The 18,246-nt window shown below is 58.5% G+C and carries 16 protein-coding genes; 7 read left to right on the top strand and 9 right to left on the bottom strand.

All coding sequences use genetic code 11. The annotated features are described in order from the left end of the window. Position 1: 1 nt before the first annotated feature. On the bottom strand, positions 2 to 673 hold the full coding sequence (gene pgl, locus ACT2B1_RS09305) for a 6-phosphogluconolactonase (protein WP_171121568.1): 672 nt from the start codon (positions 671 to 673) through the stop codon (positions 2 to 4). After that, on the bottom strand, positions 670 to 2,118 hold the full coding sequence (gene zwf / locus ACT2B1_RS09300; protein WP_481668988.1) for a glucose-6-phosphate dehydrogenase: 1,449 nt from the start codon (positions 2,116 to 2,118) through the stop codon (positions 670 to 672). The genes pgl and zwf overlap by 4 nt, the downstream gene beginning before the upstream one ends. A gap of 162 nt (positions 2,119 to 2,280) precedes the next feature. Between zwf and ACT2B1_RS09295 the strand changes: the two genes are divergently transcribed. Further along, positions 2,281 to 3,234, top strand: coding sequence for a radical SAM protein (locus ACT2B1_RS09295; protein WP_171240714.1), 954 nt, complete (start codon positions 2,281 to 2,283; stop codon positions 3,232 to 3,234). Here ACT2B1_RS09295 and ACT2B1_RS09290 read toward each other — a convergent pair whose 3' ends face one another. Continuing rightward, entirely contained in the window at positions 3,235 to 3,933 is a 699-nt protein-coding gene (locus tag ACT2B1_RS09290; RefSeq protein ID WP_481668987.1) for a lipid-binding SYLF domain-containing protein, read from the bottom strand. A 69-nt stretch (positions 3,934 to 4,002) separates the two neighbouring features. Further along, positions 4,003 to 4,272, bottom strand: a complete 270-nt coding sequence (locus ACT2B1_RS09285) for an usg protein (RefSeq protein WP_171121572.1) — start codon at positions 4,270 to 4,272, stop codon at positions 4,003 to 4,005. Positions 4,273 to 4,464: 192 nt separating this feature from the next. On the opposite strand from ACT2B1_RS09285, the gene gyrA reads away from it, so the two are divergent. Continuing rightward, entirely contained in the window at positions 4,465 to 7,188 is a 2,724-nt protein-coding gene (gene gyrA, locus ACT2B1_RS09280; RefSeq protein WP_171121573.1) for a DNA gyrase subunit A, read from the top strand. 212 nt (positions 7,189 to 7,400) lie between these two features. Here the strand turns inward: gyrA and ACT2B1_RS09275 are convergent, their stop codons facing one another. Genes ACT2B1_RS09275 through ACT2B1_RS09265 form a run of 3 tightly spaced genes read right to left on the bottom strand, consistent with a single transcriptional unit; the run spans position 7,401 to position 10,820 of the window. Then, positions 7,401 to 8,870 carry a carboxypeptidase M32 gene (locus tag ACT2B1_RS09275; protein ID WP_171240712.1) on the bottom strand — a complete coding sequence of 490 codons (1,470 nt, stop codon included), beginning with the start codon at positions 8,868 to 8,870 and terminating at the stop codon, positions 7,401 to 7,403. Between the two features lies 1 nt (position 8,871). Beyond that, positions 8,872 to 10,017 (bottom strand): heme A synthase, encoded by a 1,146-nt coding sequence (ctaA, locus tag ACT2B1_RS09270; RefSeq protein ID WP_481668986.1) that lies wholly within the window; start codon positions 10,015 to 10,017, stop codon positions 8,872 to 8,874. Between the two features lie 59 nt (positions 10,018 to 10,076). Continuing rightward, the gene (locus tag ACT2B1_RS09265; protein WP_171240710.1) at positions 10,077 to 10,820 is read right to left on the bottom strand and encodes an RNA methyltransferase; all 744 of its coding nucleotides are present in this window, start codon (positions 10,818 to 10,820) and stop codon (positions 10,077 to 10,079) included. Between the two features lie 162 nt (positions 10,821 to 10,982). Between ACT2B1_RS09265 and ACT2B1_RS09260 the strand changes: the two genes are divergently transcribed. The 4 genes from ACT2B1_RS09260 to ACT2B1_RS09245 all read left to right on the top strand — a co-directional run bounded on the left by ACT2B1_RS09260 (position 10,983) and on the right by ACT2B1_RS09245 (position 14,181). Next, the gene (locus ACT2B1_RS09260; RefSeq protein WP_171240709.1) at positions 10,983 to 11,600 is read left to right on the top strand and encodes a thiamine phosphate synthase; all 618 of its coding nucleotides are present in this window, start codon (positions 10,983 to 10,985) and stop codon (positions 11,598 to 11,600) included. 45 nt (positions 11,601 to 11,645) lie between these two features. After that, complete coding sequence (locus ACT2B1_RS09255) at positions 11,646 to 12,539, top strand: PfkB family carbohydrate kinase (protein ID WP_481668985.1); 894 nt, start codon at positions 11,646 to 11,648, stop codon at positions 12,537 to 12,539. Beyond that, positions 12,536 to 13,441 carry a pseudouridine-5'-phosphate glycosidase gene (locus ACT2B1_RS09250; protein WP_171124827.1) on the top strand — a complete coding sequence of 302 codons (906 nt, stop codon included), beginning with the start codon at positions 12,536 to 12,538 and terminating at the stop codon, positions 13,439 to 13,441. Before ACT2B1_RS09255 ends, ACT2B1_RS09250 begins: the two co-directional genes overlap by 4 nt. A gap of 62 nt (positions 13,442 to 13,503) precedes the next feature. Continuing rightward, the gene (locus tag ACT2B1_RS09245; RefSeq protein ID WP_171121580.1) at positions 13,504 to 14,181 is read left to right on the top strand and encodes a DUF502 domain-containing protein; all 678 of its coding nucleotides are present in this window, start codon (positions 13,504 to 13,506) and stop codon (positions 14,179 to 14,181) included. Here the strand turns inward: ACT2B1_RS09245 and ACT2B1_RS09240 are convergent, their stop codons facing one another. Both ACT2B1_RS09240 and ACT2B1_RS09235 read right to left on the bottom strand, forming a co-directional pair. Further along, positions 14,182 to 15,207 (bottom strand): patatin-like phospholipase family protein, encoded by a 1,026-nt coding sequence (locus ACT2B1_RS09240; RefSeq protein ID WP_481668984.1) that lies wholly within the window; start codon positions 15,205 to 15,207, stop codon positions 14,182 to 14,184. A 63-nt stretch (positions 15,208 to 15,270) separates the two neighbouring features. Next, the gene (locus ACT2B1_RS09235) at positions 15,271 to 16,044 is read right to left on the bottom strand and encodes a 3-hydroxybutyrate dehydrogenase (protein ID WP_481668983.1); all 774 of its coding nucleotides are present in this window, start codon (positions 16,042 to 16,044) and stop codon (positions 15,271 to 15,273) included. 292 nt (positions 16,045 to 16,336) lie between these two features. Here ACT2B1_RS09235 and ACT2B1_RS09230 point away from each other — a divergent pair, with 292 nt between their 5' ends. Further along, entirely contained in the window at positions 16,337 to 18,151 is a 1,815-nt protein-coding gene (locus tag ACT2B1_RS09230) for an extracellular solute-binding protein (protein WP_481668982.1), read from the top strand. The last annotated feature ends 95 nt before the right edge of the window (positions 18,152 to 18,246 follow it).

Raw genomic sequence — 18,246 nt, 5'->3', positions numbered from 1 at the left:
GTCACTCCGCCCAGTGAACCGTCATCCCACTTAGCACCGCTGCGATCGGTGCCTCTTCCGGATGCAAGGTAAGTGCTTGTTTCAACGCCTCGCGCTTTGCAGCCCCGAAGATCACCAGATGTTTGGACAAGGCCCCGTCCAGAACCGGTGCCGTCAGGGTTATGCGCGCCTCTGGCTGGACTTCGGTCCGGGCGATGGCCAGCGGCGGCGCGTGCCTATCAAGGGCCTCTTCCAATCCCTGCATTCCAGGAAAAAGTGACGCCGTATGCATGTCCTCTCCCATCCCCAGAACAAGAACCGACAGGGGAAGGACCGGAGTGATCAGGCTTTCGACTTCCGGCAGTACTGTCTCGGGGTCCTTGCCGTCCAGATACAGCGGAACATATTGCGCCGCTGATGCGCGATTTGTCAGCAGACGCTCGCGGATCAGTTTTTCGTTGGATCGGTCGCTACTGCCTGGCACGCAACGCTCATCCGTCGGTAAAATCCGCACTCTGTCCCATTCCAGATCAGCGGCACACAACCCGTCAAAAATCGGCCCCGGAGTAGTGCCGCCGGGAACCGCCAGCGAAATCATGTCGTGATGCAGCAACGCGGCTTCCAGATCTCCGGCCAAGACGTTGGCGACGTCGATGGCCAGCATGTCCCTGTCGGCGTATTCCTGTATTTTCATGGGTTTATCCCTTGCCACCGGCGACCATCCCGTTTCATCAGCAGTTCGGCGTCGCCCGGGCCGGTACTGCCACTTTCATATGGTTTCGGCACGTCCCCACGCGACTGCCAACCCGCAATAATAGGGTCGGTCCACGCCCATGCGGCCTCGACTTCGTCGCCGCGCATGAACAGGGTCTGATTGCCGCGGATCACATCCATCACCAGCCGTTCATATGCGTCCGGCGGCTCTTGGTTTTCAGGCCCCAGCGCCTCGGCAAAGCTCATGTCCAAGGGCACGTCGACCAGACGCATGCCCCCCTGCCCAGGCTCCTTGATCGTCACCTTCAGGGTGATCCCTTCGTTCGGCTGCAGTCGAATCGACAGGACATTCGCGTGACGGCCAGCCTGTTCACCAAAGATCGAGTGCGGCGCATCCTTAAACATAACATTGATGACCGACGAGCGCGCCACCAACCGTTTGCCCGTTCGCAAATAAAACGGTGTACCAGCCCATCGCCAGTTGCTGACATGCGCCCGCAGCGCCACGTAACTTTCAGTGGTCGATCGTGGATTGCCCGCGATCTGACGATAGCTTGGCCCGCCCCCTTCAAACTGACCGCGCACGATATGGTGCGGTTCAACCGGGTCCAAGGCGCGGATAACCTTGAGTTTTTCATCTCGCACGGCGTCTGGGTCGAATTTCGCCGGCGGTTCCATCGCGATCAGGCACAAAAGCTGCATCAGGTGGTTCTGCATCATGTCGCGCATCGCACCGGCGCGCTCATAATACTCTTCCCGCCCATCTATACCTACGGATTCGGCCACGGTGATCTGAATGTGATCTACGTACTGGCTGTTCCAGAGAGGCTCAAACAACATGTTTCCGAACCGTACTGCCATCAAGTTCTGAACCGTTTCTTTGCCCAGATAATGGTCGATCCGGTAGATTTGCTTTTCCCTGAAATGCGCAGCCAAGGTCGCGTTCAACACCTTCGCGCTGTCCAAATCGTGACCAAACGGTTTTTCAACGACAATTCGGGTCTGTTCGGTCGCAAGATCATGTGACTGAATTCGCTCGGCCAACGAACCGAACAGCCTTGGCCCAACGGAAAAATAGAAGGCGCGCACCATGTCGGGCTGAAGCTTGGCCGCCAATGTCGACCACCCTTCGTCGGAACCACCATCTAGTGCAACGTAATCGACGCAATGAAGAAATGCCGCCAGCGCCGCCGCATCCTTGCACTGGACCGAGGCATGCGTTTTCAGCGATTCGGCCACAACTTGCCGAAAGGTTGCGCCGTCGTGCTTTGTTCTGGCGGCGCCAATAATCTGCACCCCATCGGCCCATTGACCAGCACAAAACCGACGGAACAGCGCCGGAAGGATCTTGCGCTGCGCCAGATCACCGGTTCCGCCAAAAATGACCAGATCAAAGGGGTCGACGGGTATGACACGAGAAACCATGTGTTTTCCTTACCTTGCCCCTAAGGCCATGTCCAATGTTAGCGCAACCATATTTGCGGCAATCTGCGTCTTCACAACTCTGTCAGTTCGGTTCTGCCCACTTAACGAACACAGGCCAAGGCGCTAAGTCTTTCACACGAGCTCAAAGAACCGGAAACCGGAATGAAAGACAACGCCCCTCAAAGCGCCAATATTGGCAAATTTCAGAACAAATTGGTGACAGCAGACGGGCAAACCCGTGCATCCGTGGCGTTGAAGGATCCTCAGACGCTTTGGTTCAATACTGGCACGCTGTGCAATATCGAATGCACCAACTGCTATATCGCAAGCAGCCCGACCAACAACGCGCTGGTTTACATAACCGCAGATGAGGTTTGCGCATATCTGGACCAGATCGAAGAACGCGCGTGGCCGGTACGTGAAATAGGCTTCACCGGCGGTGAACCTTTCATGAATCCCCAAATGATCGGGATGACGCGCGCCGCGCTTGAACGTGGGTTCGAGGTGCTGATCCTCACCAACGCAATGCAGCCCATGATGCGTCCCAAGGTCCGCGAAGGCTTGTTGGACCTGCAACGTGACTTCGGCGACAAGCTGACTTTGCGGATTTCTGTCGATCACTTCCGCCCTGACCTTCACGACGAAGAGCGTGGGCAAGGCAGCTTTGACAAGACCGTCGAAGGTATGAAATGGCTACGCGACAACGGGTTTCAAATGGCAGTGGCCGGGCGTTCGGTTTGGGGGGATACCGACGCAGAAAGCCGTGCAGGATATGCCGCATTATATGAGGCCCATGGTTTTGACATCGACGCGCAGGACCCCGCGCGGACCGTTCTGTTCCCCGAGATGGACGAAACCATCGAAGTGCCTGAGATCACAACCGCTTGCTGGGGCATTCTGGATAAATCACCCGAGGCGGTCATGTGCTCAAACGCAAGGATGGTCGTGAAACGCAAGGGCTCTGACAAACCCGCCGTGCTTGCCTGCACCCTGCTGGCCTACGAACCAGAGTTCGAGATGGGAGAAACATTGGCCGAGGCCGAAGCTGATGTGCACCTGAACCACCCGCACTGCGCCAAGTTCTGCGTATTGGGCGGCGCAAGCTGTTCGGGCTGATCAGTTCAACTCGGGCGATTTCCAGTATTTGGTTCCCGACGCCCCTGCCGAAACGCGCCACCCCTTCTTGCTAAGGACAAAGAAGGAACGGCCATCGGTAAACCTGAGTGTCTCGTCAGTGCGTTCTTCACCGTACATGGCGTCCGATTGGGCCGTAGCGTCGTATCCATAGTCAATGAACTTGTCCAAATCCGCCTGCGTTTCAAACAGGATAACGAACTTGGTTTCAAACCCACCGATTCCAATCGCGGCACCGACCCCTCCGGTTCCCATGTTCATATAGGTGTGCTGTCCGGTCTCTTTCGACACGGCCACACCACGCCCGTATCCGGCGGACACCGGGAATACCGTCACCTTTCTGGAATCAAAAACCGCGTATCCGGCGCTGACATCGTAAAGCGCCTGAGCCTCGGGGTTCTCTGCCATAAGCTGGGTAAGAACCTCGTTTGCCATGACGTCAAGTTTCGCGCGTGTCTCTTCCGGGGTGGCTTCGTTCGACATCAGATCGGCAGTGGAGTCGATGGTGTCATCCACGGCGCTCACGCCCTTTTCGACTGTGTTCCCAACCGACTCGGCCCCACGCCCAATGGCGTTTGCAGTGTCTTCAGCACCCTTCTTGATTTTATCCAGGACGCCTTCGGCAGCGACGGGACCGCCAAGCATTGTGACGGCAAAAGCGAGATACAGAATTCGAGACATTGTGACTTTCCATATGGCAAACGGTTTGCATGCCACTCTACTCAATAAAACCGCGTTGAGAATGCCTGTTCAGTTTATCCTGAATTCACCGACCATGTTGCGCCATTCTCCGGGGGCAATCATTTTCCGGTGCGTGTACCTCACCGAATGCAGCGGTCCTTCAATCTCGCGCTGCCAGAATTCGATGAAATCAAACAGTTTCGGGTGGTCCGGGGCAAGATCGTAATCCTGCCAGATGAACGTATTCAGAACGTGGATATAGTCGGGCATGTGATAGAAGAATTCCGCCGTCGTCAGCCCATATCCCTTGAGCATTAATTCAGTTTCGCTTTGCTCCATGCAGACCTCCAATTTCTTGCAAGGTCTCGTTAGGGTAACATGGAAACCCTCAAACTATTGAATAACAATATGTTACTCCGGTGTTACTGTGGTTTTTTGCCGGAAATGCTCAGCTGGCTTGCACCTTATGTGCCGGGTCTGATAAGATGCACACACAAGATATAGACCCAAGCCAAAGATCGGGCAGTTTACGTGAGCGATACGCCAGAAACCCCAGAAAACATGGATGAAACCCCGCCTGAGCGTCCCGTTTATGACGGTCCGACGGTGTCCATCGAATCCGAGATGCGCACGTCCTATCTGGACTATGCCATGTCGGTCATCGTGTCCCGTGCGATCCCTGATCTGCGCGATGGCTTGAAACCGGTGCATCGGCGGATTCTGTACGCCATGCACGAAACCGGGAACACGCATGACAAAGCGTATCGTAAATCGGCGCGTCCCGTTGGTGATGTGATGGGTAAGTACCACCCGCACGGCGACAGCGCGATCTATGACGCGCTGGTGCGGATGGCACAGGATTTCTCGATGTCGCTGCCGCTGCTGGACGGTCAGGGCAACTTTGGTTCGATGGACGGCGATAACCCGGCGGCCATGCGTTATACCGAAGTGCGGATGGACAAGCCTGCCGCATCCCTGCTGGCCGATATCGAAAAAGAAACGGTCGATTTTCAGGACAACTATGACGGCAAGGACAAAGAGCCGACTGTCCTGCCCGCGCGGTTCCCGAACATGCTGGTCAATGGGGCCGGTGGTATCGCCGTGGGCATGGCCACGAACATCCCGCCACACAATCTGGGCGAAGTGGTCGATGCTACGCTTGCACTGATCGACGATCCGGACCTGACCTCTGAACAGTTGATCGAATACGTCCCCGGCCCTGATTTCCCGACCGGCGGTGTGATGCTAGGCCGGTCAGGTGCGCGCAAAGCCTATCTGGAAGGTCGCGGTAGTGTCATCATCCGCGCCAAAACGCGGACCGAGGAAATTCGAAAAGACCGCTATGCCATCATCGTGGACGAGATCCCCTATCAGGTGAACAAGGCGTCGATGATCGAAAAGATCGCCGAGGCCGTGCGGGAAAAACGCATCGAAGGCGTGGCGCACGTACAGGACGAATCTGACCGCAACGGCGTACGGGTTGTTGTGGAACTGAAACGCGATGCAACGCCCGAAGTGGTTCTGAACCAGCTCTACCGTTTCTCGCCGATGCAAACGTCCTTCGGCTGCAACATGCTGGCGTTGAATGGTGGTCGGCCTGAACAGTTGACTCTGCGCCGGTTCCTGACCTCGTTCATCGACTTCCGCGAAGATGTTGTCGCTCGCCGCACGGCCTATGATCTGCGCAAGGCGCGCGAACGCAGCCACATCCTGTGTGGCCTGGCTGTGGCCGTTTCAAACGTGGACGAAGTGGTTGCCACCATCCGGTCGTCAGCAGATGCCGCCGAGGCGCGCGAAAAGCTGATGACCCGCCGTTGGCCTGCGGCCGAGATCGAAGGCTATCTACGCCTGATCGACGATCCACTGTCCAAGATGAACGACGATGGCACCTATAACCTGACTGAGGTACAGGCCCGTGCGATTCTGGAGCTGCGCCTGCAACGCCTGACCCAATTGGGCGTCAAAGAAGTCACGGATGAGTTGGAGCAACTGGCTGCCAAGATCAAGGAATACCTTGATATTCTGTCCTCGCGCGAACGCATCATGTCGATCATCGGCGATGAGTTGCGCGAAGTGCGTGATCAGTTCGCCGTTCCGCGCCGCACCGAGATCGTCGACTGGTCCGGCGACATGGAAGACGAGGACCTGATTGAGCGCGAAGACATGGTCGTGACCGTAACCTCGGGCGGCTATATCAAGCGAACGCCGCTGGCTGATTTCCGCGCACAAAAGCGTGGCGGCAAGGGCCTGTCAGGGATGCAGACCAAGGAAGAGGACGTCGTTACCAACCTCTTCGTTGCGAACACACATACGCAACTACTGTTCTTCACCACCGAGGGGATGGTCTACAAGCTCAAGACCTGGCGCTTGCCGCAGTCCAGCCGCACCGGAAAGGGCAAGGCGATCGTCAACATCCTGCCGATCCCCACGGGCGTGTCTATTGCCGCAATCATGCCAGTGGATGTGCCGGACGACGAATGGGAAAACCTGCAAATCGTCTTCGCCACCAGCGCAGGCGACGTGCGACGAAACCGCCTGTCAGATTTCACCAATGTGCGCCGCAACGGCAAGATTGCGATGAAACTCCCCGAAGATGTTGAACTGGTGAATGCACGCATCTGTTCCGAAGATGAAGATGTGATGCTGGTCACCAATTCTGGCCGTGCGATCCGCTTCCGCACCACTGACGTGCGCGTCTTCAACTCGCGCGAGTCGACCGGGGTGCGCGGTATCAAGCTGACCAATGGCGACCGCGTTGTGTCGATGTCTGTCATCCGCCATTTCGAGGCCGGACCGGACGAGCGCGCGGCCTACCTCAAGATGCGCCGTGCCGTTGCGGGCATCGCCGATGACGGCGAAACGGACGAGGATGAAGCCGCACCCGGCACGATCACGCAGGAACGCTATGCCGAGATGTCGGCAGCCGAGAACCTAATCCTAACGATCACCTCGGGGGGCGCGGGTAAGCTGAGTTCCAGCCACGATTACCCCGTGCGCGGGCGCGGCGGCATGGGCGTCGCGGCAATGGACAAGGCCATGCGCGGCGGTGAACTGGTGGCGTCGTTCCCGGTTGAAATCGACGACCAGATCATGCTGGCCACTTCCAAAGGCCAATCGATCCGTGTGCCGGTTGAGGGCATTTCCTTCCGCTCGCGTAGCGCGGGCGGTGTACGTGTGTTCAACACCGGCAAGGGCGAAGAAGTCGTCAGCGTCGCCTGGATCGCCGATCAGGGCGACGAGGACGAAGACGAATAAACCAGCCCCAAAAGAATTTGTAAGACCCCGTAGGCCAGCCTGCGGGGTTTTTTATCAAACGTCGCGCTCTGCTTGACCGGTTTCAAAGGACCACAGTCACTACACAGGTTTCAGCGCATTCCGGATAGACGAACACCCCTCTCCATCCGTACCTGGGACACTCTATTGACCGGGGGATGGAATTCACGTGCCTACGCGTTCAAGCGGGCATGTTACAGGCAGTAAATCTCGCCAAATTTGTCTTCCAGATACGCCATCAAAGGCTCTGGCCCCGGCTCAACCCCGCTTGCACGGGTAATGATGTCCCGCGGGGCATAAAGCCCGCCATATTGCTGTAGATTTTCGCGCAGCCACCCCGTTGCGCCCGAGGTATCGCCCTGCGCCAGTTGCGTATCCAGATCAGGCAGCGCCGCGCGCAGGGTCTGGTAAAGGCAACCGGCATAGACATTACCCAGTGCATAAGTCGGGAAATAGCCAAACAGCCCCACCGACCAGTGCACATCCTGCAGACAACCATTAGACGGCTTGTCGACCGCATAGCCGAAATCGGCCTTGAACCGGTCATTCCACGCAGCTTCCAGATCGCTGACCTGCAAGTCCCCGGCCATCAGGGCGCGCTCCAGATCAAAGCGCAACATGATGTGCAGGTTATATTGCACCTCATCCGCCTCGGTCCGGATGTACCCGTTATGGACACCGTTGACGGTGGCGTAGAAGGCGTCGGCGTCGCTGATCCCGAAATCGCCAAAGGCTGCTGTCATCTGAGCGAACAACCAACCGGTAAAGGCGCGGGATCGGCCCAATTGGTTTTCGTAAATCCGGCTTTGGCTTTCATGCACACCCATCGACACCCCACTGCCCAGCGGGGTCAACACATAGGCTTGGTCGATGCCTTGTTCATAGGCGGCGTGGCCGACCTCGTGAATGGTCGAGTAGAAACAGTTGAACGGGTCGGTTTCACTGGTACGGGTGGTGATACGCACATCCAGTCCACTACCCGAGCTGAATGGGTGCACAGCCTTGTCCACACGACCTGTGTTCAGGTCATAGCCAAAGGTGGTCGCCAGCTTCTGCGACAGGCGCATCTGGGTCAGTTCGTCAAATGTGCCAGTCAGGCTCTGCGGCACAGGGCGGTCCAGTACAGCGGCGCGTAAGGCCACCAGACGTGGACGCATCTGGTCGAATATATCGGCAATCTGGGTGCCGGTTGTGTAGGGCTCGTAATCCTCGACCATGGCGTCATAGACGTCACCGCCTTGGGCCAGCGCCGCACCCTCTTCACGTTTCAGGGCGACGACCTCTTGCAGCACAGGCAGAAACGCCGCTACGTCCTCATCCGCTCGTGCCTGCGCCCATGTGCCCTGGGCCGACGAAGTCACGCGGGCGATGGCCTTGGCCAGATCGGCGGGCACTTTGACCGTGCGCTTAAAAGACCGGCGAATTTCGCGGATCTGTGCCTTGCCGACCTCATCCTGCGGGTCGGCCTGATCCAGCCACTCGGCCACGCGTGGGTCGGATCGGCGGGCGTGCAGAACGGATTCGATCGCAGCCATTTCCTCGGCCCGTTGCGGGGCCGCCCCGCGCGGCATCACCGTTTCCTGATCCCAGCCCAGCCGCCCGGCAATCTGCCCCAGCGCCGAGGTTTCGCGTTGAAAGGCCATCAGGTCATCAAAGGCGGTCATGTCAAACTCCTCGGATCGAGGCTGCGATTGGGTAGGCGGTCAGGAAGCGCGCGCGCAGGATCAGTGTCCAGACGACAACGGCCATGAACTGATGGAAGATCGCGATCTGCCACGGCGCGGCATAGACCACGGTAACGATGCCGATCACCACTTGCAGCGCCAGCGCCGCAAAGGCGGCATTAAAGGCGAAACGCGTCTGCGGATGCGCACTGGTGCCACCCCGTCGCCAGATGATGACGCTGAAGATCAGTAGCAGATAGCCCGCGCAACGGTGAATAAACTGCACCAATCCGGGGCTTTCGAAGAAGTTACGCCACATCGGCTCCAGCATCGTGGCATCGGGCGGCAAAAACTGCCCACCGATCAGAGGCCAGTCGGTATAGGACCGCCCCGCGTCGATCCCCGCGACCAAAGCGCCAATCAGGATTTGCAGGAACGCAAAGTGCATTAGGCCAGTCGATAACGAGAACAATTTCGCCTCTTTCGCGCGGCGGGCCTGCATCAGGTCACGTTCTTCGCGGCCTAGCTCAAAGATGTACCACGCAAGAAACCCGAGGATCACAAAAGCCAGCCCCAGATGCACAGCCAGACGATAGCTGGCGACGGCGGTCATACCCTCGCCCTGCGTTACGCCCGAGGCGACCATCCACCAGCCCACGGCGCCCTGAACCCCGCCCAAAGCACCGGGTATAAGCAGCTTACCCGTCCAACCAGTTGGAATTTTCCGCGCCATAAGGAAGCCAAAGAACCCGATTGCCCAGACCAGACCAATCACGCGGCCCAGTTGGCGATGGCCCCATTCCCACCAGTAGATCGTTTTGAAATCGTCCAATTCCATCCACTGGTTCTGGATGCGCCACTGGTCGATTTCCTTGTATTTGTCGAACTCGGACTGCCAGTCGGCTTCGGACATCGGCGGGATTGCCCCGGTGAAGGGCCGCCACTCGGTGATCGACAAGCCGCTGTCGGTCAGGCGCGTCAGACCGCCCACGGCGATCATGATCACAACCAGCGCAAACAGCATCATCAGCCAAGCCCGGATCGCCTTGCGTGCACCGCCACGCCCACGGTCGATCATACCGGGCTGAATTGCCTCTTGTTTCTGGTCGCCCGAGACCTCTTCGAAGATGCTGCGCTTGCCGCTCATGCTGTCCTCATGTCCTTGTTTCGTCGCACGCTAGGGTGAAGCGGAAGATAGGTCCAGCCTCAGCCCTTGTCCTTCCAGCGGACCATCTGCCGCATGATCCCGTGCAGCATCTGCACATCCGCCCGCGTCAGCCGCATCCGAGACCAAAGGTTGCGCAGGTTGGTCTTCATGCCTTCGGCCTTTTCGGGGGGATAGAAAAAGCCCGCCTCGTCCAGCCGGTCCTCATAATGTTCGACCAGCTTTTCGACCTCGATCCCCGTGGCCCAGTCACCCTTGCCCAGATCGGTGGCCTCATGCACCACATCGGCACTTTGGCGCATCCACTCATATGCAGTCAGCAACACACATTGCCCAAGGTTGAGCGAGGCATATTCGGGGTTCACCGAGACCGAGATGATGGCGTTGGCCTTGGCAATATCCTCATTCTCAAGCCCGGCGCGTTCGGGGCCGAACAGCACGGCAACCTTTTCGCCCGCCGCGACCTTTTCAGCGGCGATCTGCATCGCGCGCTCGGGGCTGTAGACCGGCTTGGTCAGCCCCCGTTGGCGCGCCGTGGTGGCGAAGACAAACGTGCTGTCCGCCAACGACCCAGCCAGATCGTCAAACAACAGCGCCTCATCCAGCAACCGCCCAGCCCCGCTGGACATGGCAACGGCCTTGGGGTTCGGCCAGCCATCGCGCGGCGCCACAATCCGCATTCGGTCCAGCCCGAAATTCCACATCGCGCGCGCGGCGGCGCCGATGTTTTCCCCCATCTGAGGGCGCACAAGCACAAAAGAAGGCTGAGGTTGATCGCTGGGCATACCTTACTCCGAAAGTTCCGCCTGCTCTAATCGCCCCGCCTGATTAGGGCAAGCCGCCGCTGCTTCTTCTGTTCCCAAATACCCGCTCGGCAGGCTAAAAAGTTTGCTTCCCCCGCTCAATCCGCTAAACCGCGCCGAGAACTGAAAACTGAAGGACGCGCCATGGATACCCCCGAGCAGCCGCAGATTTACCTGATTACGCCTCCGACCATTGCGCTTAGTACCTTCCCCGACCAATTGGGCCGCGTGCTGGACAGCACAGAAATCGCCTGCATCCGGTTGGCCTTGGCGGGCAGCGACGAAGACACCATCGCCCGCGCGGCTGATGCCTGCCGCGAGGTTGCCCACGCGCGTGATGTCGCCATCGTCATCTCAAACCATGTCCTGCTGGCGCAACGGCTGGGTTTGGACGGGGTACATCTGGATGATGGTGCCCGATCAGTTCGGGCTACGCGCAAAGAACTGGGCGCGGATGCCATCGTCGGCAGCTTTTGCGCGGCCTCCAGCCATGACGGCATGACCGCAGGCGAAAACGGAGCGGATTACGTGGCTTTTGGCCCAGTCGGCTCGTCAGCTTTGGGTGATGGCAGCATCGCTGAAAAGGACCTGTTCCAATGGTGGTCCGAGATGATCGAGGTTCCGGTCGTGGCCGAAGGCGGCCTGACCCCAGACCTGATCCGCGACCTTGCTCCCCATACCGATTTCTTTGGCATAGGCGACGAAATTTGGTCGCAAGACGATCCGGTTGCTGCGCTAAAAACGCTCACCGACGCGATGTGAGCGTTAACCCTTGCACCTGCTGTGACGCTGCGGCATGACACGGGCATGACCCAGACTAGTGACATCCTGTGTATCGGCTCGGTCCTGTGGGACGTGATCGGACGCTCGGCCAGCGCCATGCGGCAGGGATCAGACGTACCGGGGCGGATTACACGCCTGCCTGGCGGCGTGGCGATGAATATCGCCATGACGCTGGTGCGGTTCGGCATGACGCCCACCTTGCTGACTGCCATTGGCCGTGACCCCGAAGGGGATGAGCTGGTTAATGCCTGCGCCCGGCTGGGCATGGTCACGGATCACATCTATCGCTCACTGGACTTGCCGACCGATCGTTACATGGCTGTCGAAGGGGCAAACGGGCTGATCGCAGCCATCGCCGACGCGCACTCGCTCGAGGCTGCGGGGGCCAAAATTCTGCGCCCCCTGATGCACGGGCCATTGGGCTACGAGAACACTCCGTTCGAAGGCCCGATCGCGCTGGACGGCAACCTGACACTGACCCTGCTGGAAGAAATCGCCCAAAGCCCAGCCTTCGCCAAAGCCGACCTGCGCGTAGCTCCCGCCTCACCCGGCAAGGCCGAGCGCCTGCTGCCCTTCCTCAAACACGCTCGCGCCACGTTATACGTGAACCTTGAGGAAGCTGGCATTCTGTGCCAACGCGAGTTCGCCGATTCCGAAAGCGCCGCCAAAGGTCTGCTAGACCGGGGCGCGTTGCGGGTGTTGGTCACAGATGGCGGTAACTCTGCCACTGTCGGCACCTCGGATGAAATCCTGACCCAGACACCCCCGTCCGTTCTGGTCACCCGTGTGACCGGCGCAGGCGATACTTTCATGGCGGCGCATATCGCGTCCGAGGCCGCCGGGGCCGCCCCCGACGCTGCCCTGACCCGCGCCCTGCACGCCGCCGCCACTTACGTTTCCGGAGAAACCCCACTGTGATCGACATCCAATACTCGGCCGAAGTGCGCGCCGCCAAAGACGCGGGCCACCCCATTGTTGCGCTGGAAAGCACCATCATCACCCACGGCATGCCCTACCCGCAGAATATCGAGGTCGCAGCGCAGGTCGAACAAGATATCCGTGACGCAGGCGCAGTACCCGCCACCATGGCGGTGATCAAAGGCAAGCTGCATGTGGGGCTCGAGGCCGACCAGCTAAAGGCACTGGGACAGGCGCAGGGCGTCGCCAAAATCTCACGCGCCGACATGGCCGCTTGCATCGCCACCGGTGGAACCGGCGCCACCACCGTTGCCGCCACGATGATCGCCGCGCAATATGCCGGGATCGAGGTCTTTGCCACCGGCGGCATTGGCGGCGTGCATCAAGGGGCGGAGACTTCGTTTGACATCTCGGCAGACCTGCATGAGTTGGCGCAAACCCGCGTGACCGTGGTGGCAGCAGGGGCCAAAGCGATCCTTGATCTGGCCAAAACGCTCGAGGTGTTGGAAACGCTGGGCGTGCCCGTGATCGCCTATGGCCAGGACGAATTCCCCGCCTTCTGGTCGGCGCAATCTCCCTACGCAGCGCCATTGCGCATGGACAGCGCAGCAGAAATCGCCAAGGCCCACGCCACCCGTCGCGCCCTTGGCCTGCCCGGCGGCCAGTTGGTCGCCAACCCGATCCCCGCCGCTGATCAAATCCCGGCGCTGGAACTGGCCCCGATCATCGCTTCGGCTCAGGCTGATGCCGACGCACACAGGATCACCGGCAAAGACGTTACTCCCTACCTACTGCAGCGCATTTATGAACAGACCGAGGGGCGGTCGCTGACCGCGAACATCGCATTGGTCAGAAATAACGCAAAATTGGCCGCCGGCATCGCCCGTGCCCTGTCCGAGTGAGCAAAGCTATTGTACCAAAGCCCCGGACTGCTTAACTAAATTGGCAAACACGCAGGACCGTAATGAACACGCCCTTTGACGAAGAACCTCACCGCCGACCGGGTCTGTTTTCCCGGCTGCGCGCGTCATTTCTGACGGGCATCGTTGTCATCGCTCCGGTCTGGCTGACCATCTGGCTGATCTGGTCCGTGGTGGGCTGGATCGACAGCGCGGTCCTGCCGCTGATCCCGCAGAAATTCCAACCCTCGGAATATGTGGGGGTGAACCTGCGCGGCGTGGGCGTGGTGATCTTCCTGATCTTCACCGTGCTTGTCGGCTGGATTGCCAAAGGAATTCTTGGCCGCTCGCTGATCCACTTTGCCGAAAGCCTCGTAAACCGGATGCCGGTGGTGCGCTCGGTTTATTCGGGGATCAAGCAAATATCGGAAACGGTGTTTGCCCAGACGGAACGGTCCTTTGAAAAAGCCTGCCTGATCCAATATCCCCGCCGGGGTATCTGGGCGATCGGATTTGTCTCGACCACTGCGCGGGGTGAGGTCAGCGACCGCGCTGAAACCGGTGGCAACCTGTTGAGTGTTTTTGTGCCAACCACACCCAACCCGACCTCTGGATTTCTGCTGTTCTTCCCGGAAGAGGACGTGATCCTGCTGGACATGTCGATCGAGGACGCGGCCAAACTGGTGATTTCGGCAGGTCTTGTTTATCCAAACGAAAAAGACCCGTCGCAGCCGCCCGAGTGATCAGCCGAACATTTCGGGTAGATTGACCGTGCTGCGCGTGCCAAGGTCGGATTTGTGCTCCGCCAGAAACCGATCCATGGCTCTGCGCCCTGCATCCTTGAGCTTGTGCAACACGACCGGGTTTGGCACGGTCTTGGTGGCCACCGACAAATCATTCATAAGATCATCATCTGCGATCATGTGAACCAGAACGCGGCTCATCTCTCCGGCCTTTAGTTTTCCATCCGCCAATAAGCGCTGAACAAAGCTGATCGCGCGCAGTTCTCGAAACAGGGAGGAATTGAAACTGATCTCATTGATACGGTTCTGAATCTGCTGCGGCGTCCGCGGTATCTCGTCCCGTTCCAGCGGGTTTATATTCACGATCACCACGTCGTCAGGCAGATCGCCATTGAACAACGGATAAAGCGCCGGATTGCCGGTATATCCACCGTCCCAATAAGCTTCGGTTCTGCCGGACTTGGGATCAAAAATCTCGACCGCCTGAAACAGGTTCGGCAAACAGGCCGAGGCCAAAATGGCACCGGTCGAAACCTCTTGCCCGGTAAAAACCCGTATCTTTCCGCTGCGCACACAGGTTGCACAGACAAAAAGCTGCGGCCCGTCATCTGCGCAAATCTCGTCAAAATTGAACCGATCCACCACGGGCTCAAGCGGATTGCGATAAAAGGGACCATACGCATAAGGCGAGATCAATCTCGACCATGCATCGCCCACGGAAAACGGTAGCGAATATTCCATGGCCTGTGCGATCTGCGCGGGCTCCAACGACTGCATCCAGTTGGCAAGGCGCATGTCACCAACCGCACCCATCCGGGACCAAAGACCATTCAGATTTTCCCGCGCCCCCGCGCGGCCATCGTGCACCATGCCCGATTTGAACGCCGCCCCATTCAACGCCCCGGCCGAGGTTCCAGTGATCGCCGCGACCTCGATATCCTCTTCATCAAGAATTCGATCCAACACACCCCAGGTAAACGCCCCATGTGCGCCACCGCCTTGCAAAGCCAGATTGATCCTCTTCACGACCCACCCCTTCTTCTGTTTAGAAATACTTCGGGGGTGTGGGGGCAGCGCCCCCACGTAATCTCACAAAGCGGTCCAACCGCCATCCACGGAAATCGTCGTCCCCGTGATCTGCGCCGCCGCGTCCGAGCACAAAAACACCGTCGTGCCCCCCAGTTGCTCAACCGTTGCAAATTCTTTCGACGGTTGCCGCTCCAGCAGGACGTTCTTCACGACGTCCTCACGGCTCATGTTGTATTCCTTCATCGTGTTCGGAATCTGAGCGTCCACCAAAGGCGTCAGCACATAGCCCGGACAAATCGCGTTGCAGGTGATTGGTTCCTGCGCGGTCTCAAGCGCAATTGTCTTCGTCATCCCCACGACCCCGTGTTTGGCAGCGACATACGCCGCCTTATAAGGAGAGGCGGTCAGCCCATGCGCCGACGCGATATTAACCACACGACCCCATCCTGCCTTTCGCATCATCGGCAAAGCGGCGGCAGTCGTGTGAAAGGCCGAGCTCATGTTGATCGCAATGATTGCATCCCACTTGTCGACCGGAAACAGGTCGATCGGCGAGACATGCTGAATACCCGCGTTATTAACAAGGATATCGCAAGCCCCGGCCTGTTCGATCAGGGCGCGGCATTCGTCCCCCTTGGACATATCTGCCTTGATATAGCGCGCGTTGGTGCCAGTCTCCTGAGAGACTTCCGCAGCAAGGGCGTGGTCTTCGTCAAGGTCGGTAAAGGAATTCAGAACCACATCTGCGCCGGCCTTGGCCAATTCACGGGCAACCCCCAATCCGATCCCTGAGTTCGACCCCGTTACGATTGCAGTTTTTCCCTTAAGGCTCATGGCCGCTCTCCCTTAGAATCCGTATCGGCGACACAGTGCCATGCTGCACGTGCAAAGAAAACGAAGAATGACCTCGCGGAACGGATTGACAAAAACTCGGCCAAAAAAAACGCCCGCACGAAGCGGGCGTTAAGTTATTGAGGCAGGTTTCATACAGGCAAGAAACCTATCGAGCAGTGCACCCTTTATAAGCAATTCCACGCCTTCGTCCAAGCTAAAAGTTTGAAAAGAAGAAAAATCATCGGTACGATGAATCCCAACAAAATAAGGCCAGAGCAGGATTGTTTCCAAAATGAGCCCCGATTTTCTACGACCCGCACGCCCAGTGATCACGGGAATCACTTTCCTTTTGGGGGCCGCAATCGCCAGCGCAGAATCGGCGCATGGCATAGCTATGTACGGAGAGCCCGCCCTACCACCGGATTTTGTGTCTCTGCCCTACGCAAACCCCGACGCGCCCAAAGGCGGAAAAGTCGTTTTCGGAAATACGGGCGGCTATAACAGTTTGAACCCGTTTGTGCAAAAAGGGACCTCCCCATGGCAGTTGCGGTTTTGGACGCATGAAAGCCTGATGGGGCGATCTTGGGACGAACCTTTCACACTTTACGGCCTGTTAGCCGAATCAGTTGAGACGGCGCCGGACCGGTCTTGGGTCGAATTTACACTACGCGAAGGGGCACAATTTTCGGACGGCACACCCGTCACCGTTGATGATGTCATCTGGTCGTATGAGATTTTGGGAACCGAAGGGCATCTGCGGTATCGCGGTCTTTGGAGCAAGATCGACAGCATCGAAGCAACCGGCCCGCGCACCGTGCGGATCACATTCAACGAGCCCGACCGCGAACTGGCCTTGATCGCCGGTCTGCGCCCGATCCTGCAAAAGGCACAGTGGGACGGTAAGGATTTTGCCAATGCCACGCTGCACGATATTCCCGTCGGCACCGGCCCGTATGTGATCGACAGCTATGAGCCGGGACGATACGTCAACCTGCGGCGTAACCCCAATTACTGGGGAAGCGATGTTCCCTTCCGTCGGGGTACGATAAATCTTGATGAGATGCGGATCGAATTCTACGGGGACGGCACCGTTCTGTTTGAGGCTTTCAAAGCTGGTGAACTGACCGCCGTGCGCGAGTTCAACGCAGACAAGTGGGAAACACAGTACAACTTCCCAGCCGTTCAGCGCGGCGATGTAGTAAAAACCGAAATCCCTCATGGTAAGCCATCGGGCATGACCGGATATGTCATGAACACCCGCAAAGCGCCGTTCGAAGACTGGCGCGTTCGCGAAGCCCTGACGCTGGCCTTCAATTTCGAGTTCATCAACGACACGATCACCGGCGGGGCGCAGCCCAGGATCACGTCCTATTTCTCGGGCTCCGTTCTCGCCATGCAACCTGCCGCAGCAACAGGCCGCGTGGAAGAGCTGCTTCAACCCTACGCGGCAGACCTGCCGCCCGGAACGCTTGAGGGATACGTCCTGCCGGAAGGTGACGGCTCGGCCCGCAACCGGTCAAACATCCGTAAAGCGACCAAGCTGCTGTCTGAAGCAGGCTGGACCATTCAGGACGGCGTCCTTCGCAACGCAAACGGTGATGCGTTCACGCTGAACGTGTTGCTGCAACAGGGCGACAGCGAAGGCGAGACCGCCATCGAGATCTATAGCCGTGCGCTGGAACGTCTGGGAATTCAAGTATCAACAGAACAGGTAGACAGCGCGCAATTCACCGGGCGTACCTCAGATCTGGATTTTGACATGACGTTTTTCCGACGCGCCCTCTCGTTATCGCCGGGCAACGAACAACGGCTGTATTGGGGGAGTGAAAATGCCGATACGCCCGGCACCCGCAACCTGATGGGCGTGGCCTCACCTGCTGTGGACGGATTAATTGATGCCATGCTTGCGTCAGAAAGCCATGAGGACTTCGTTGCCGCCACCCGCGCCTTGGACCGCGTGTTGACAGCCGGACGATACGTCATTCCGATCTGGAATTTCGACGTCGGGCGGATCGCGCACGCCAAAGAACTGAAGCAACCGGAAACCCTGCCAATTTACGGCGACGGGCCCGAGTATATGCCGCAGGTCTGGTGGTTCGAAGAGTAACGCAAACGCACGGACCAGACCCGATTTCAGGCGGAATTCAATTGCGTTCGGCTTTTCGGCGAAAAACGGCACACGCGCCAATAGGCCCAACATCT

It is taken from the genome of Ruegeria sp. S263, from assembly GCF_056780525.1.
The sequence above is the reverse complement of the archived record's forward strand: the minus strand, read 5'-3'. Positions and strand labels throughout refer to the sequence as shown.

Coding starts and splice junctions, on each gene's coding strand:
- pgl (WP_171121568.1), bottom strand. CDS start 673: ATGAAAATACAGGAATACGCCGACAGGGACATGCTGGCCATCGACGTC.
- zwf (WP_481668988.1), bottom strand. CDS start 2,118: ATGGTTTCTCGTGTCATACCCGTCGACCCCTTTGATCTGGTCATTTTT.
- ACT2B1_RS09295 (WP_171240714.1), top strand. CDS start 2,281: ATGAAAGACAACGCCCCTCAAAGCGCCAATATTGGCAAATTTCAGAAC.
- ACT2B1_RS09290 (WP_481668987.1), bottom strand. CDS start 3,933: ATGTCTCGAATTCTGTATCTCGCTTTTGCCGTCACAATGCTTGGCGGT.
- ACT2B1_RS09285 (WP_171121572.1), bottom strand. CDS start 4,272: ATGGAGCAAAGCGAAACTGAATTAATGCTCAAGGGATATGGGCTGACG.
- ACT2B1_RS09275 (WP_171240712.1), bottom strand. CDS start 8,870: ATGACCGCCTTTGATGACCTGATGGCCTTTCAACGCGAAACCTCGGCG.
- ctaA (WP_481668986.1), bottom strand. CDS start 10,017: ATGAGCGGCAAGCGCAGCATCTTCGAAGAGGTCTCGGGCGACCAGAAA.
- ACT2B1_RS09265 (WP_171240710.1), bottom strand. CDS start 10,820: ATGCCCAGCGATCAACCTCAGCCTTCTTTTGTGCTTGTGCGCCCTCAG.
- ACT2B1_RS09260 (WP_171240709.1), top strand. CDS start 10,983: ATGGATACCCCCGAGCAGCCGCAGATTTACCTGATTACGCCTCCGACC.
- ACT2B1_RS09255 (WP_481668985.1), top strand. CDS start 11,646: ATGACCCAGACTAGTGACATCCTGTGTATCGGCTCGGTCCTGTGGGAC.
- ACT2B1_RS09245 (WP_171121580.1), top strand. CDS start 13,504: ATGAACACGCCCTTTGACGAAGAACCTCACCGCCGACCGGGTCTGTTT.
- ACT2B1_RS09235 (WP_481668983.1), bottom strand. CDS start 16,044: ATGAGCCTTAAGGGAAAAACTGCAATCGTAACGGGGTCGAACTCAGGG.
- ACT2B1_RS09230 (WP_481668982.1), top strand. CDS start 16,337: ATGAGCCCCGATTTTCTACGACCCGCACGCCCAGTGATCACGGGAATC.